Consider the following 14,488-nt stretch of genomic DNA (forward strand, 5'->3'; position numbering starts at 1 on the left):
GAATCTAAGCGGATTGTTCGACGACATAGTAGTTTTTATATTGGGTTATATGGCCATAATTGGGTCAATTTCACAGAAAGTTCCTATGAGTTAGTCACCGAATTATTGAGATTAAGTCCTAATAAGCGTAAGTACTACCAACAAGGACAGAGAGCTATGAGGCTTATTCTATCTGCATCCTAGCCCTTTTTGTCCCCCCGTAAGGTAATTTAGATGCGTTTGCCCTGATCCTCAACTGAGGTAAAACCTTCTGCCAACTGAGCCTCCTGCCTCCTTCAATTCTTCAACTAAATCATTTAACCCCGGATTGCACCTGCCATAAACTCGCATAAATCCTATTCTTATCCAACAATTCCTCATGGGTTCCCGACTCAACCAACTCCCCATATTCCATCACATAAATGCAATCAGCATTGCGGATAGTGGAAAGACGATGAGCGATCGCAATTGTGGTTCGATTTACAGTAATCCGTTCTAAAGAACGCTGAATCGCGGCTTCAGTTTCATTATCTACAGCTGATGTAGCTTCATCTAAAATCAAAATTGGTGGATTCTTCAAAACAGCTCTGGCGATCGCAATTCTTTGGCGTTGTCCACCAGATAATTTTTGTCCACGTTCTCCAACTATTGTCTCATAGCCTTGGGGTAGCCGGATAATAAAATCATGGGCTTCGGCAATTTTTGCAGCTGCAATTATTTGTTCATCCCTAGCATCAAAAGTACCATAAGCGATATTTTCACCAACGGTACCATGAAATAAGAATACATCCTGACTCACCAAGCCAATACTGCGACGCAAATCACCTAAATTTAAGTTTTGGATATCAATACCATCAATAGTAATTTTTCCTGAAGAAATATCATAAAATCGCAATAATAATTTCACTAAAGTACTTTTACCGGAACCTGTAGAACCAACAATAGCGATTGTTTTGCCTGCGGGTATATGCAAGGATAGCTTTTTAACTACTGGCTCTCTAGTTGGATACGCAAAAGTGATTTGTTTGAAGTCAATTTCCCCACGTACTCCATTGATCGGTAAAAATTTATCTCCTGTAATAATGTTGATGGGAGCATCTAATAAATTCATGACACGATTGGTAGAAGCCATTGACCTTTGATATTTGTCAAATATTTCTCCTAATTCTACGAATGGCCACAACAATCTCTGTACTAAAACAAGTAAAACACTGTAATTACCAATGGATATCTTCCCAGCATAAGTCGCCATACCTCCCCAAAATAATAAGGCTGTAAACCCTATTAAAACTAGCATTCTAATTAAGGGTACAAATGCAGCCGAAAGTTTAATTGCTTTGGTGTTACTTTTTCTATAAGCTTCACTTTCTCCTGCAAATCTAGCGCTTTCATAAGCTTCAGCAGTGAAACTTTTAATTGTGGTAATACCACTGAGATTATTTGCTAGTCGTGAGTTCAGAAAGCTTACCCTTTCCCGCACCTCAGCATAACGAGCTTCTAGACGTTTTTGATAAGTAAAGGAACCCCAAATAATAAATGGTATTGGCAACATTGCTGCCAAGGTTATAGAGAAAGGCAAAATCAATAAACTACCACCAATTAAAATGATCATTGAGGTGATTATATTGATAATCTGATTGGCTCCAAAATTCAAAAAATCTTCGAGTTGGTTGATATCATCATTTAAAATTGACATCAAACCACCAGTACTGCTTTCTTCAAAGTAAGCTGAATCTAATTCTTGTACATGATTGTAGGTATCTAAACGTAAATCATGCTGGATATCTTGGGCTAAATTACGCCAAAGTGTACTATATGCATACTCAGAAGCTGATTCTAATATCCAGATAATTATGGTGGCAAATGAAAGCAGTAAAAATTGCCAGATTATATCTTTTACACCCAACTTAGCAAATACAGAATTTTGCTGCTCCACGAGAATATCTACTGCAATACCAATTAACCACGGTGGTGCTAAGTCTAAAATCGTATTGATGATAGAAAATAATGTTGCCTGCCAAATTTTTTGGCGATATTGGCTTCCATAGTTTAGCAAACGTTGTAAAGGATGGGCTGAATTCCTACCCTTGTTGGATACTCTAGGAGGTTTTGATGTTATTGTCACAATTATTATTGTTTGTAGTTACGTGGTTGATGAGAGCTATGTCTTTAGTAGAATTGAACCTCACACGACTTGAAGTCGCGTGATTCCTGCTTCAATGATCTGTGCCTAAATTACTTCAGGGCTTACAAGTTCTCCACAGGCGTTTAGAGCCTCCGGGATACCCACGGCGGCTGTCTTGAAAAGTCCCCTCAACTCTTGGAACCCCCGCACGGGGCTTTTTGCTATTAATCTCAATCCCTCTCCCAGTATATTTAAAGCGGCATTATTGTCTCTCAAGTTGTAATTACTGCAAGTAGGACAAGACCATTCACGTAGCTTTAAATCTTTGACTTGCGGGTTAATGAAACCACTTTTGATAAAAGTTTGAGATGATGGGTAAAATGTACTAACTTTTTGCACAAGCCTATCGTGCCATAAAGCTTTGTATTCCAACATTTCCACAAACTTAGACCAAGAAGCAGACGCTCGAAGACTCGCTAACGCTGCGCTATCAGCCAGGCTCAAAGCTAATTTATGATTCTTCACCATGTTAGAGACAGCCAAATCCTCGATACAAATAACACTGTTTTCTTTGATTAGGCTCGTGATGAGCTTGTGCAGAAAGTCATCTCTCAAATTCGTAATCCGTTCGTAGGTACGAGCTAGCTTGATTTTCGCTTTGACTCTATTGCTACAGACGCGATTAATCGCGTCTGTACCTTTTACACTGGGGATAGTTTTTTATGTGCCTTACGCAGCTTCCTTGACTGAGTTCTATGATATTTGGGATTGTCTACGACTTCACTGCTACTAGTAACAAGATAAGATTTTATGCCTATATCGAATTGTGGTTCCAATAGATGAAAGAGGTTTTGACATCCACCAAGCGCCATAAATGGCGGGGATTCTAAGAAGTTGCCTTCTTAGATTTTCTCTTTCCACGACTCGGCTTACCCAGAGGAGTTTCCCCACCCATGCAGAGGTCGATGTCTCCAGAGACGATTAACACGAATAGCTTCATCCAGCCTTCCGTATTGCTCGTTCAATCCTTCTAGTTTTGCCTCAAGTACTAGCATTATTACGTCTAACTCGCTGACGTAATAATATCACAAAAACTTAAACAATTTCACTTTCACTGCGAATAAATTCGCTCTTTTCCTAACCCCCATAAATGGAATTTAGGGGCTTTCTCGGCACGGATGACTTGGTAAATTGGCACTTTCAATATTTCACAGCTTTTTAAGCATTAAGTTGATAATCTTTCCTGATATAGGACTCCTATTTGATTTTTGCAAAGCTAGGTACAACTCAAAGACCTTTCTTTACCGTTGTTTATTGCCTCCTAAGCCCAGTAAGTGTTCAAATATATAGATTACATTATTATCTAGCCATTTACCCATTTTTAAAAGGAATAAAGATACCGTTTCAGGTTTGATATTATTTCTCAATAAAGTGGTATTGTTAGATCGACCTGAATTTGCTTTGTCAAAGTCACTTGTGTGCCGCTTTGCCTTGTGACCAATAGCAGTTTCAGTCACCAGGCGTTACATCTGCACATGGTAGTGTTAATGAGGATCGATATTTTACTCAGGGCTTACAAAAGAAAATCAATACGCATCTTACCCTTCATACTCAGTTTGATACTGATTTTATTGGTAGGAAGCCAGACTATAGCTGTAACAACAAAATCTACAGAGATATTATGGGATAAGTTTGGTGTGCCGCACATCTATGGTAAAAATGACCGGAGTGCATTTTATGCCTTTGGTTGGGCACAAACGCAAAGTCATGGAGATTTACTTTTGCGTCTCTATGGTCAAGCACGGGGACGCGCAGCTGAATACTGGGGAGAAGAATACCTGGAGTCAGATCGTTGGGTACAGACTATGGGAGTACCAGAACGCGCTAGTTCTTGGTACAAAGCACAGAGTCCAACTTTTCGCAGTTATCTTGATGCTTTTGCTGCTGGGATCAATGCTTATGCAAAACAAAATCCTAACTTGATTGACGATCGCTTTGAAGTGGTGCTACCAGTCAAGGCAGAAGATGTCATGGCTCATTTACATCGGGTACTCAATTTCACTTTTGTAGTGAATCCACAGTCAGTATTCGATCTGAGCAAACAAAAGCTGCAAGCAGGATCTAATGGTTGGGCGATCGCACCAACTCATACTGCCAGTGGGAAGGCCATGTTGTTAGCCAACCCACACCTACCTTGGTCAGATTTATTTTTGTGGTATGAAGCTCAAATCACTGCACCAGGAATTGATGCTTATGGGGCAACACTTGTGGGTATTCCCGTATTGGCGATCGCCTTTAACAACAACTTAGGCTGGACTCACACCGTTAACACCTATGATGGTTGGGATTTGTATGAACTCACACTGGCAGGTAATGGTTACCGCTTTGATGACAAAGTTCGTAAATTCCAAACCAAAACCCTCTCCCTAAAGGTGAAGCAGAAAGATGGCTCCTTGCAAGAGCAACCATTAGTAGTAAAAAGTTCTATTCACGGGCCAGTAGTCGCCGAGAAAAATGGTAAAGCCGTAGCCCTGAGAGTTGCAGGTCTTGACCGACCAGGTGTACTCCAGCAGTGGTGGGATATGGCACGTTCCCAAAATCTCAAGAAGTTTGAAACCGCACTCAAGCGCTTGCAACTATCGATGTTTACGGTGATGTATGCAGATAGAGAAGGGCATATCATGCACCTATTCAACGGTCAAGTTCCGGTGCGTTCTCAAGGAGATTTTGCATATTGGCAAGGCGTCATTCCTGGCGATACATCTAAAACCTTGTGGACAAAAATTCATCCTTACCAAGATTTACCGCGCATAGTTGACCCCAAGAGCGGTTGGCTACAAAATACCAATGACCCGCCTTGGACTACTACATTTCCAGCCGCCATTAAAGCAGATAATTACCCACCTTACATGGCACCTCGTTTCATGGATTTCCGCTCACAAGGTTCTGTAAGGATGTTGGCTGAAGATGACAAAATCTCTTTTGATGAGATGGTTGCATATAAGCACTCTACCCGCATGGAACTGGCTGATCGGATTTTGGATGATTTAATTCCGGCTGCACGCAAGTATGGTCAAGACTTAGGGCGCAAAGCAGCTAGTGTCCTAGAAGCCTGGGATCACCAAGCCAATGCCGATAGTCGAGGGGCGGTACTATTTGCCTTTTGGGTTCAAGAAATGGACTTAGATAAGACGTTTCGTAAACCTTGGAGTGAAAACTCCCCACGGACTACACCCGATGGGTTAGCTAATCCTAAAAGTGCAGTTGCAACATTGGAAGCAGTAGCAGCTAAGGTGGAAAAGGCTTATGGGGCGATCGATGTGGCATGGGGAGATGTTTTTCGGCTACGGTTGGCTGATGTGGATTTGCCTGGTAATGGTGGGGATGGGGAACTGGGAATTTTTCGGGTACTGAATTTTGCTCCTGGAGAAAATGGTCAGTTCCAAGGCGTTGCAGGTGATTCTTATGTGGCTGCAATTGAATTTTCTAACCCTGTACGAGCAATGGCACTCACCAGCTACGGTAATGCATCTCAACCTGGATCGCCCCACATTAGCGACCAGTTACAGATGTTCGCTAACCAAAAGTTGCGAACTGTGTGGCGCGATCGCTCAGATATTCTTGCCCATCTAGAAGAACGTAAAATATTCTGAGGTCAATAGTCTGCTTCTAGCACTGGATAAAGCGTAGCTTTAGCAGGCTAGGGTTCTTGGGTTTAATTACAGCGCTTTTCAAGTAATTTAACTACACCACTCCCGACTCCCGACTCCCCATTCTCAATCAAATGACCACAAGCCAGATTACTAAGCTAGAACTGTCTCCCAACACCCCTATTCTTTGCGTAGAAAACTTAGGTCGAAAACTTCAGAATCAGTGGATCTGGAGTAACCTAAGTTTTCAATTATCTCCAGGGGAGGGAGTAGCGGTAGTAGGTGCTTCTGGCTCTGGTAAAAGCTTGCTGCTACGAGCATTAGCTGGTCTTGATCCAGTAGAAGCAGGACAAATTATTTTTCAGGGACAGCCGATGAATTCCCACTTTATGCCCAGGTATCGTTCCCAAATTATCTATTTGCAACAACGACCAGCCCTTTGGGAAGGAACTGTAAAGCAAAATCTCCAACAAGTTTATCGATTAGCAGTTCACCGCCATCTAGCTTACAACGGTCAGTTGATTCTAAACTATCTGCATCTTTTACATAAAACGGCTGACTTTTTACAGCGTCCGGTTAGCGCTCTTTCCGGTGGGGAAGCGCAGATAGTCGCCTTTCTACGAGCTTTGCAACTTTCACCTTCTATACTGCTACTAGATGAACCAACTGCCTCACTCGATGCTGGAACTGCTCAAAGTTTGGAGGCTTTAGTTGCAGCTTGGCAAAATGAAGACCCACAACGGGCATATCTCTGGACAAGTCATGATTCTACCCAATTGGAACGCATTACCAACCGCCAAATTACCTTCAAGGAAAACGACTGATGGAAACCAATTATATCCAGATTAGTTACGGACAACTGGCTTTAGCGACTTTGTTTATTCTGATCAATATAGGGCTTTCCTTGGGCTTACAGTTGGGGCTAGAGCAAAGTCTAGGGATAGCCTCGCTACGAATGGTAGTGCAGTTGTTACTAGTCGGATATATATTGCAGTGGGTATTTACTCTCAGCAACCCTGTATTGATAATACTTTTGGCTTTGGGTATGACGGTTATAGCTGCTGTATCTAGTGTTAACCGTACACGTAGAAGGTTTGCAAGTATTTATTGGAATAATTTTATTTCGCTTTTGAGTGGTTCCTTTTTAGTCACAGGGATAATAGTTAGCGGTATTTTGCGTGTACAACCCTGGTACGAGCCTCAGTATCTCATTCCCCTTTTGGGTATGGTGTTGGGTAATGCCCTCACAGGTACGTCTTTGAGTTTAGATCGGTTTATGGAAGACTTGACCAGTCGTCGGGGAGAAATAGAGGCGCTACTGGCTCTGGGTGCAACTCGTTGGGAAGCTGCACATCAAACTATTAAAGAAGCCCTGAGAACAGGAATGATTCCTACTATAAATTCAATGATGGTGATGGGAGTGGTTAGCCTACCGGGAATGATGACCGGCCAAATTCTCGCTGGGGCTAGTCCTAATGATGCCATACGTTACCAGATTGTGATTATTTTTGCACAGGCATCAGGAACAGCGATCGCCACAATGGGCGTTGTTACTCTAGCTTTTCTGGCTCTGTTTAATCGAAATCATCAGTTTACACATTCGATATTAAGGAGTTAAAAAATCTAAATCTTCTCCAGACATAACTTGCATTTCCTCTAGAACACCTTGCATTTTTAACTGTCCTTTATCTAATAGGACAATAAAATCCGCACGCAGAATAAGGGACTTCCAAAAAATAAAATCACCAATAAATAGAATGATAATCATTATTGCTAAAGCATGGATTCTTGGTTTTTGTTGATTAATTTTTCTTTGGAAGTCCCTAACTCTATTTAGAATTTTGAAGAAAAACTGTTTGTTTACGAGTCAGTTAACTTTCCCTTAGGGACTTCCAAATAAAAAAATATCCCAAAACTGACGCAAAAATCTTCTCTATTTCTTCCCTCTCTGTGTTCTCTGCGTCTGGAGTGGTAGCCTGCGGCAAGCCGCTCCGCGTCTACGTTCATTTGGATAATTTATTTCTTGGAAGTCCCTTACGTCCTATCGGTACACACATTGGCGTTCCCAGAATCGGGTCAGGAATAATACGGCACTCTAACTCAAAAACCTCTTGTACCATTTGCTCGCTCATCACTAGCTTTGGTTCTCCAGCAGCAAAAATTCGACCATCTTTGACAGCAATCAGATAATCAGCATAACGGCACGCCTGATTTAAGTCATGCAATACCATGACAATCGTCCTTCCCTGACTTTGGTTCAACTCATACAACAAATCTAAAATCTCTATCTGGTGTGCCAAATCCAAAAAAGTAGTCGGCTCATCCAAAAGCAAAATATCTGTATCCTGTGCTAGTGTCATTGCAATCCAAGCTCGCTGTCGTTGTCCACCAGACAAAGTATCTAATGCTCTATCTGCCAACTCCAGTAAATTTGTAATTAAGAGTGCCTGCTGCACGATTTTTTCATCTTTAGCTGACCACTGCTGCAACCAATTTTGATAAGGGTAACGTCCTTGTGCGACCAAATCTTTGACTGTTAACCCTTCCGGTGCTGCTGGCCCTTGAGGTAAAATTCCCAACTGCTGCGCTACTTCCTTGGTGGAAAGCTTAAAAATTGAGGTGCTGTCAAGATATACTGTACCGTGTTCTGGTTTGAGAAGTCTGGCCAGACCTCTTAACAAAGTTGATTTACCGCAACCATTAGCACCAACTAAAGCACTAATTTGTCCGGTAGGAATGGCCAAATTTAAATCTTTAATAATTGGCACACCACCATAAGCTAAAGACAGACTTTTGGTTGATAATCCTTTCATAGTTGATACCATTTTGAATCTTGAAGAACACAGAAGGCAGAAGGATAGGAGCGAGAATTCTAAAATGTTTGAATTTTGTTAGCGCAGCGTAAAGCCTTCTCTTCTTAGGCTCCGCCAACGGCATGGCAACGCTATGAGCGAGTCCGCGTACTCTGTAAGAGTTGCAAGCTAGCAAGAGCGTAAGAAGAGAGCGTCATTTTGAATTGATTCGTCCCTTATTTTTTCCGGTTACGAATTAACAAAAACAGAAAATAAGGAGCGCCGATAGCAGCAGTCACCACGCCACAAGGAAGTTCGATAGGTGCAAACAGCGTTCTTCCCAGCAAGTCTGCGACTACAACAATCACTCCTCCCAACAGTGCCGAGGTGGGAATTAACCCTTCATGATTTGTACCTACCAACTGTCGTCCTAAATGGGGTGCAATTAACCCAACAAAACCAATCATTCCCGCAGTGGCGACTCCTGCACCGGCTAAAGCTACACCCACAAGCACTAGTAAACCGCGCTCCCATTCCACGCGAGTACCTAGACCTTTGGCGACATCATCTCCTAAATTTAAGGCGTTCAAATGTCTTGCCAATGTCAACGCCATCGGTACGAAAACAATCAACCAAGGTAAGAAGGAGAAGACTTGCTCCCAAGTGCGTCCGTAGACACTGCCAGCTAACCAAACCAAAGCATTACTAACGTCATAAATATTCCCAAAGGTAATCATCAAGCTGGTGAATGCACTGGCGATCGCAGACAAGCCAATACCCATTAAAATTAATAGAATCGGCGAACTACCATTATTCCAAGCCAGCGAGTAAATTAAAACAGCCATAAGCATTGCCCCAGCAAAGGCTGAAACAGGCAATGTGTAAATCGGTGCTGATGGAAGTAGGACAATTACTGTCACTGCTGCTAAACTCGCCCCAGCATTGATGCCAATAATACCAGGGTCAGCTAAAGGATTGCGCGTTAGACCTTGAAAGATAGTGCCAGAAATAGCAAACGCTATGCCTACCATAAAAGCTACAAGGGTGCGGGGTAGACGCAGGTTGTGAATCACAAAAGCATGGTCTGGGTTGCCTGTATCTAAATTTAAGACAGTTTTGACGATATCCAAAGGTGAGATGGGATATTCACCTTTGGCCACATTCATCACCATCGCCACTATAATCACTACTGCCAAACATAACAGCATCAGTGGTACACGTCTGTCTATGCGAAAAGATATCGCCTCGGAACGAATGACTAGCCAATCCAACTTCATTTCTTCACCTTTGATTTAGCCAGGTACACAAAAAAGGGTGCGCCAACGAGTGCTGTCATCACACCCACAGGTAATTCCTGGGGTTTGAGTAATATACGCGCCGCAACATCTGCAACCAAAAGTAAAATTGCACCCACCACTGCAGAATAAGGCAAAATCCAACGGTAATCAGCAAAGATGAAAAATCTCACGATATGGGGAACAACTAAGCCAATAAAGCCGATTGGCCCGGCAATAGATACGGAACTTCCCGCCAGTAAAACAACGCTAATAGCCGTGATGATTTTCACCCAAGCTGTCTGTTGACCTAAGCCTTTTGCTATATCTTCACCGAGACTCATGGTAGTAATTTGTCTACCAAGGGCAAAAGCAACGACTAATCCAAGGGCGACGAAGGGCAGTGCTTGCAAGAACATATTGATATCGCGCCCAGCCAGTGAACCTGCTAACCAAAATCTAATTTCTTCTAAGGTGCGTTGACTGACGATAAGGATAGCAGTGGTCAGGGAAGAAATCAGAGCTGTGAGTGCCGCGCCTGCTACTGTGAGATTCAATGGTGTAGGCCCTCCTTTTCCTAGAGAACCAAGGAAGTAGACTAACATCGCTGTGGCTCCTGCACCCAAAAAGGCCACAATGGTTAAAATACTCAAGTTCGAACTGCCAAAAATAAAAATCGTGGCTACTACAGCCAATGCAGCCCCCGACTGAATACCTAAAATCCCTGGTTCTGCTAAGGGGTTGCGTGTCAAACCTTGCATTAAGGCTCCAGAGACTGCCAAGGCTGAACCTACAAGTATAGCAATGAGCGATCGCGGTAATCTCACTGTCTGAATAACTAAGTGTTGGTATGAACCGTCAAAGATGACAAAGGATGCCAAAATCTCTTCTAGAGGTATTTCTGCTGCACCTAGCGTGACACTGTATACCAAGCAAATCAACAAGATAACCAGCCCCAAAACCAGACCAGCTAAGGGTGATATTTGAGGCTTTTTCCATTCTCTAGGCGACGTTGTGGACGCTTTTATCATTGCTATTTATGTACTCTCTCAACAGTTAACTGTTTATTAGCCATTAAATTGATAATAATTTTTGATAATTTGATAAAATTTTTGGCTATTAACTTGAAAAAAAAGTAACCAAATATACTAGTTTTGGATCACTATTTTTTAGGTATTATACCCTTCCTCTGTGAAGCTGCACTATATTTAACTCCCGCCTCCCTTACTAAGAGGGGACTATAGGGGGTGAAATTAAGCGCAGGCTTAAAAAGAAGTGGTATTACATGGTAAATTAAGATATTACTTTAAACTTATTGCAATTATTTTTCAACTTATAAGATAAAATAATATAATATAAACCAAGATATAGGAATCGTATTTGATTTTTGAAATTATCTACGTGGTGTGCATTCGCGTTGGCGGAGCCTCTCGTAGAGAAGCGTCTCGCAGAGAAGCGCAAGCGCGATAGGCGGGGAGTAGGGACTTGTACTGAGCGAAGCCGAAGTAGTGGGGAGTAGGGAATAAGGAATTAGGCTTTTCGAGTTGTACCGAGCTTTTTCAAAAATCAAATCTAAACTTTCTTGAGCTAATTAAGATGTTTTCAATTTTATAAACTTAGGACTGAACCGCTATCTCAAGTTCTCTTCCTAGCCGAAAGCGAAAAACATTTTGAATTATTTTTGTCAAAGTTTCAGGGGAAGGCTAATTTGAAAAGTGGAGCCTTGACCTAGCATACTATTTACAGTAATTTGCCCTCCGTATCGTTGCACAATTTGTTGAGCGATCGCAAGTCCAAGTCCAAAGCCGCCTGTTTGCCGAGATCGGACAGTATCTACACGATAAAAACGATCAAATATATATGGCAAATCAGTGGACGGAATCCCAATCCCGTTGTCTTTGACCTGAATTACCGCATAGTGAGACTGGGTAAAAAGATGTAATTCTACCTTACCGTCTGCTGGTGTATACTTGAAGGCATTAGTCAGAAGATTAATCACAGCTTGTTTGAGCAAATTAGCATCGGCTTTTAACATGATGGAATGCTCTGGAAGGTGAGCATTGAAATTGAGACTTTGGGCAGGAGCAAGGGCTGCGAATTCCTGGGCAAGCGATCGCAATATCTCACACAAATCAACGGGTTTTAATCCGGTTTCCGCAAGGGAACCATCATGACGCGACAAAAAAAGCAGATCATTGATCAGCGTACTCATAGACTTAGCAGTTTGGGCGATATTTTGCAACCGCAATCTTTGCTCCAAGGGGTCTTCGGGGGGTATCAGGGCAACTTGGGCATTGCTCAATATCGTAGCAACGGGTGTACGTAGTTCATGAGAAGCATCGGCTGTAAATCGCTGCAATTGCTGATAAGCACGAAGGCTTGGTCGCATTGCCAATCCGCCCAAAAACCAACCTGTAATGCCTATTACACCAAAGGTCACGGGAACCCCGAAAGTTAAAAACAAGCGGGCTTGATTTAGCCCAACGCGTAAAGAGTTCATTGGAGCCGCCGTTTGGAAGTAGCCAATCAGCACCTTACCTTCCAAAACAGGAAGTGTAACTTGGCGAACCCAGGTTCTTGTAGTAGATGACTCTGAGCCTATTGGTGTTTCTAACGTTTTAAATCCAGGTTCTGCGGTCAACTGTTTGCCACCCGATGAACCGATAAACTGCAAAAGTTGTTTATTAGAGTTATACCACCGCGCGTACATTAACCCGCCATTCAACGATACACCGCTTTCTACAGGAGTCTGGCCGCGCTGATTTTGCCATTGACTTTGATAAAGCGAGTATTGGGTTTTGACGGCAAAGGCTTTACTTTGTGAAAAGAGTTCGTCGTCAAAAACCCGCAACTGTTCTTCTACACTCAGACAATAGCCCACCCCTGCAAAAGCGAACAAAATTCCACCCATTGATAGGGCAAACCAGTGAGCAAGATTACGACGGCTACGATCAAACATTAGTCATTAGTCATTAGTCATTAGTCATTAGTCATTAGTCATTAGTCATTAGTCATTAGTCATTAGTCATTAGTCATTAGTCATTAGTCATTAGTCATTACTTTTTCATCCCCTGCCCCCTGCCCCCTGCCCCCTGCCCCCTGCCCCCTGCCCCCTGCCCCCTGCTCCCTGCCCCCTACCTCCGTTTGACGGTTTACAAATTTGGCGGATTTATTCGATAGCCCATCCGATGTACTGTTTCTATCCAATCTTTCACACCAATGGTTTGTAGGCGCTGGCGCAAGCGGCGAACCAAGGTAGTAACGGCGTTACTTTCTGGTTCCTCTCCGCAGCTCCAAAGGGCTTGCTCAATCTGGCTATGAGATAATACTTGGCGGGGATGACGCATTAAATACTCCATCAATTGAAACTCCCGGCTAGAAAGTTGAGTTGTCAACGAACCAAGTTCGAGCGTCAAACTGGATAAATGAAGTTGCAAATCGCCCAAGCTAAGTATATCTCCTTGCCACATAGGCGATCGCCGTCCTAGTGCCCGGACTCGTGCCAATAACTCCAGGACATCCACAGGCTTTACCAAGTAATCATCGGCTCCAGCATCTAAACCCATTACCTTATCTAAAACCGTGTCTTTCGCCGTCAGCATCAATACAGGAGCCAGCTTACCTGCTTGTCGATATACTTGACACAATTCTACGCCACTCACTTTGGGCAACATCCAATCTAAAATCAGCAAGTCATAGTCTTTGCGAAAGGCAAACCATTGTGCTGTTTCTCCATCAGCGATCGCATCGACTGTATGCCCCACCTTCAATAACGCTGCCCGCAGTGGCTCTAACTGCGATGGGTCATCTTCGACTAGTAAGATCAACATCCTATTTGCTCAGGTTGCCGTAATTTTTGTTTGCTAATTTTAGATTAAGGTAAAAGTGACGGGAAACACTCAACCTTATACCTTTCATGCAGCAGCTCCAACTTTTTCAAGCGTTGCGATCATTAGGCTTTGTGTTTTGGTTGTCCTTGCCGTTGATTGGGTTAGTTTTTTGGCTGGGGAGCAATTTTGTCGGAGATCAGATTTTAAGTCGTTCCAACCTCACCAAGAAATATCTGCTAGCAGATACCCAATCGGCACGACAGATTAGGAAAAGAATAGTAGCGATCAAAGTGGAAATTCTTCCCCAAAAAGGAATTTCACGGGTGAACGTTAAAACAAATAACTCAGTTCTCACAACGATAGTATTTGAATTTCCAATCACAGATATAAGCAAACTTGAAGCCGCTCTTAGTCAGGAGTTAGGCTTACCGCGCGATCGCGTTAAAGAACTAATAGTTGAGTCGAATGACAAATGACAACTGATTAACCTTGACACTTCTTTGTCATATTTATCTAATAAACTACAAGAAAAGTAACGTAATTTTACTTTTATCTAAATAATTGACTGTTGATAGCGAACATTTGACTATTCATTGTTCACTTTCAAACAGGCGATCGCTTCGATATTTTCCTAGAGTTACCTGAATAACTCAGTGGTTCTGTAACCCCAGGTATGACAATCGATCTTACAACTCGCGCCCTACCGCAATGGAAACAACGCGCCACCATCACTGCTGTAGTCCCTTCTGCCGATACAGCTTTCCGTCGCCAGCGTGTGCGTGTCCAAATTAACAAGAAAGGCAGAAGTTCGAGGGCAGAAGGCAGAAGGTCTATGCTC

The 14,488-nt window shown here is 42.7% G+C and carries 12 protein-coding genes and 2 pseudogenes; 6 read left to right on the forward strand and 8 right to left on the reverse strand.

Annotated features, from left to right (window positions below; all coding sequences use genetic code 11):
• Positions 1 to 183, forward strand: a pseudogene (locus LC653_RS24600) (IS4 family transposase); the annotation flags it as partial.
• Positions 184 to 292: 109 nt separating this feature from the next.
• Here the strand turns inward: LC653_RS24600 and LC653_RS24605 are convergent.
• Both LC653_RS24605 and LC653_RS24610 read right to left on the reverse strand, forming a co-directional pair.
• Entirely contained in the window at positions 293 to 2,104 is a 1,812-nt protein-coding gene (locus LC653_RS24605) for an ABC transporter ATP-binding protein (RefSeq protein ID WP_229497343.1), read from the reverse strand.
• Positions 2,105 to 2,209: 105 nt separating this feature from the next.
• Positions 2,210 to 2,719, reverse strand: coding sequence for an RNA-guided endonuclease TnpB family protein (locus LC653_RS24610; RefSeq protein WP_229497344.1), 510 nt, complete (start codon positions 2,717 to 2,719; stop codon positions 2,210 to 2,212).
• Positions 2,720 to 3,651: 932 nt separating this feature from the next.
• Here LC653_RS24610 and LC653_RS24615 point away from each other — a divergent pair.
• The 3 genes from LC653_RS24615 (at position 3,652) to LC653_RS24625 (ending at position 7,372) form a co-directional block, all read left to right on the forward strand.
• A complete protein-coding gene (locus tag LC653_RS24615) occupies positions 3,652 to 5,757 on the forward strand; it encodes an acylase (protein WP_229497345.1) in 2,106 nt (701 codons plus the stop codon).
• 131 nt (positions 5,758 to 5,888) lie between these two features.
• Entirely contained in the window at positions 5,889 to 6,578 is a 690-nt protein-coding gene (locus tag LC653_RS24620) for an ABC transporter ATP-binding protein (protein ID WP_229497346.1), read from the forward strand.
• Positions 6,578 to 7,372 carry an ABC transporter permease gene (locus LC653_RS24625; protein WP_229497347.1) on the forward strand — a complete coding sequence of 265 codons (795 nt, stop codon included), beginning with the start codon at positions 6,578 to 6,580 and terminating at the stop codon, positions 7,370 to 7,372. Before LC653_RS24620 ends, LC653_RS24625 begins: the two co-directional genes overlap by 1 nt.
• On the opposite strand, the gene LC653_RS24630 is transcribed toward LC653_RS24625, so the two are convergent.
• The 6 genes from LC653_RS24630 to LC653_RS24655 form a co-directional block, all read right to left on the reverse strand.
• The gene (locus tag LC653_RS24630) at positions 7,361 to 7,522 is read right to left on the reverse strand and encodes a hypothetical protein (RefSeq protein WP_229497348.1); all 162 of its coding nucleotides are present in this window, start codon (positions 7,520 to 7,522) and stop codon (positions 7,361 to 7,363) included. The two genes, LC653_RS24625 and LC653_RS24630, sit on opposite strands and share 12 nt — an antisense overlap.
• Before the next feature lie 235 nt (positions 7,523 to 7,757).
• Complete coding sequence (locus LC653_RS24635) at positions 7,758 to 8,567, reverse strand: ABC transporter ATP-binding protein (protein ID WP_229497392.1); 810 nt, start codon at positions 8,565 to 8,567, stop codon at positions 7,758 to 7,760.
• A gap of 215 nt (positions 8,568 to 8,782) precedes the next feature.
• Positions 8,783 to 9,823 carry a FecCD family ABC transporter permease gene (locus LC653_RS24640; RefSeq protein ID WP_229497349.1) on the reverse strand — a complete coding sequence of 347 codons (1,041 nt, stop codon included), beginning with the start codon at positions 9,821 to 9,823 and terminating at the stop codon, positions 8,783 to 8,785.
• Positions 9,820 to 10,851, reverse strand: coding sequence for a FecCD family ABC transporter permease (locus tag LC653_RS24645; protein WP_229497350.1), 1,032 nt, complete (start codon positions 10,849 to 10,851; stop codon positions 9,820 to 9,822). The genes LC653_RS24640 and LC653_RS24645 overlap by 4 nt, the downstream gene beginning before the upstream one ends.
• Positions 10,852 to 11,504: 653 nt before the next feature.
• Positions 11,505 to 12,779: a sensor histidine kinase gene (locus LC653_RS24650; protein ID WP_229497351.1), complete on the reverse strand. Its 1,275-nt coding sequence runs from the start codon at positions 12,777 to 12,779 to the stop codon at positions 11,505 to 11,507.
• Between the two features lie 193 nt (positions 12,780 to 12,972).
• Positions 12,973 to 13,650: a response regulator transcription factor gene (locus LC653_RS24655; protein ID WP_229497352.1), complete on the reverse strand. Its 678-nt coding sequence runs from the start codon at positions 13,648 to 13,650 to the stop codon at positions 12,973 to 12,975.
• Between the two features lie 86 nt (positions 13,651 to 13,736).
• On the opposite strand from LC653_RS24655, the gene LC653_RS24660 reads away from it, so the two are divergent.
• Both LC653_RS24660 and LC653_RS47965 read left to right on the forward strand, forming a co-directional pair.
• Positions 13,737 to 14,126, forward strand: a complete 390-nt coding sequence (locus LC653_RS24660) for a hypothetical protein (RefSeq protein WP_229497353.1) — start codon at positions 13,737 to 13,739, stop codon at positions 14,124 to 14,126.
• A gap of 116 nt (positions 14,127 to 14,242) precedes the next feature.
• A pseudogene (locus LC653_RS47965) lies at positions 14,243 to 14,446 on the forward strand (efflux RND transporter periplasmic adaptor subunit); the annotation flags it as partial.
• Between the last annotated feature and the right edge of the window lie 42 nt (positions 14,447 to 14,488).

Source organism: Nostoc mirabile CHAB5784 (genome assembly GCF_020829645.1).
GTDB lineage: Bacteria > Cyanobacteriota > Cyanobacteriia > Cyanobacteriales > Nostocaceae > Nostoc > Nostoc mirabile.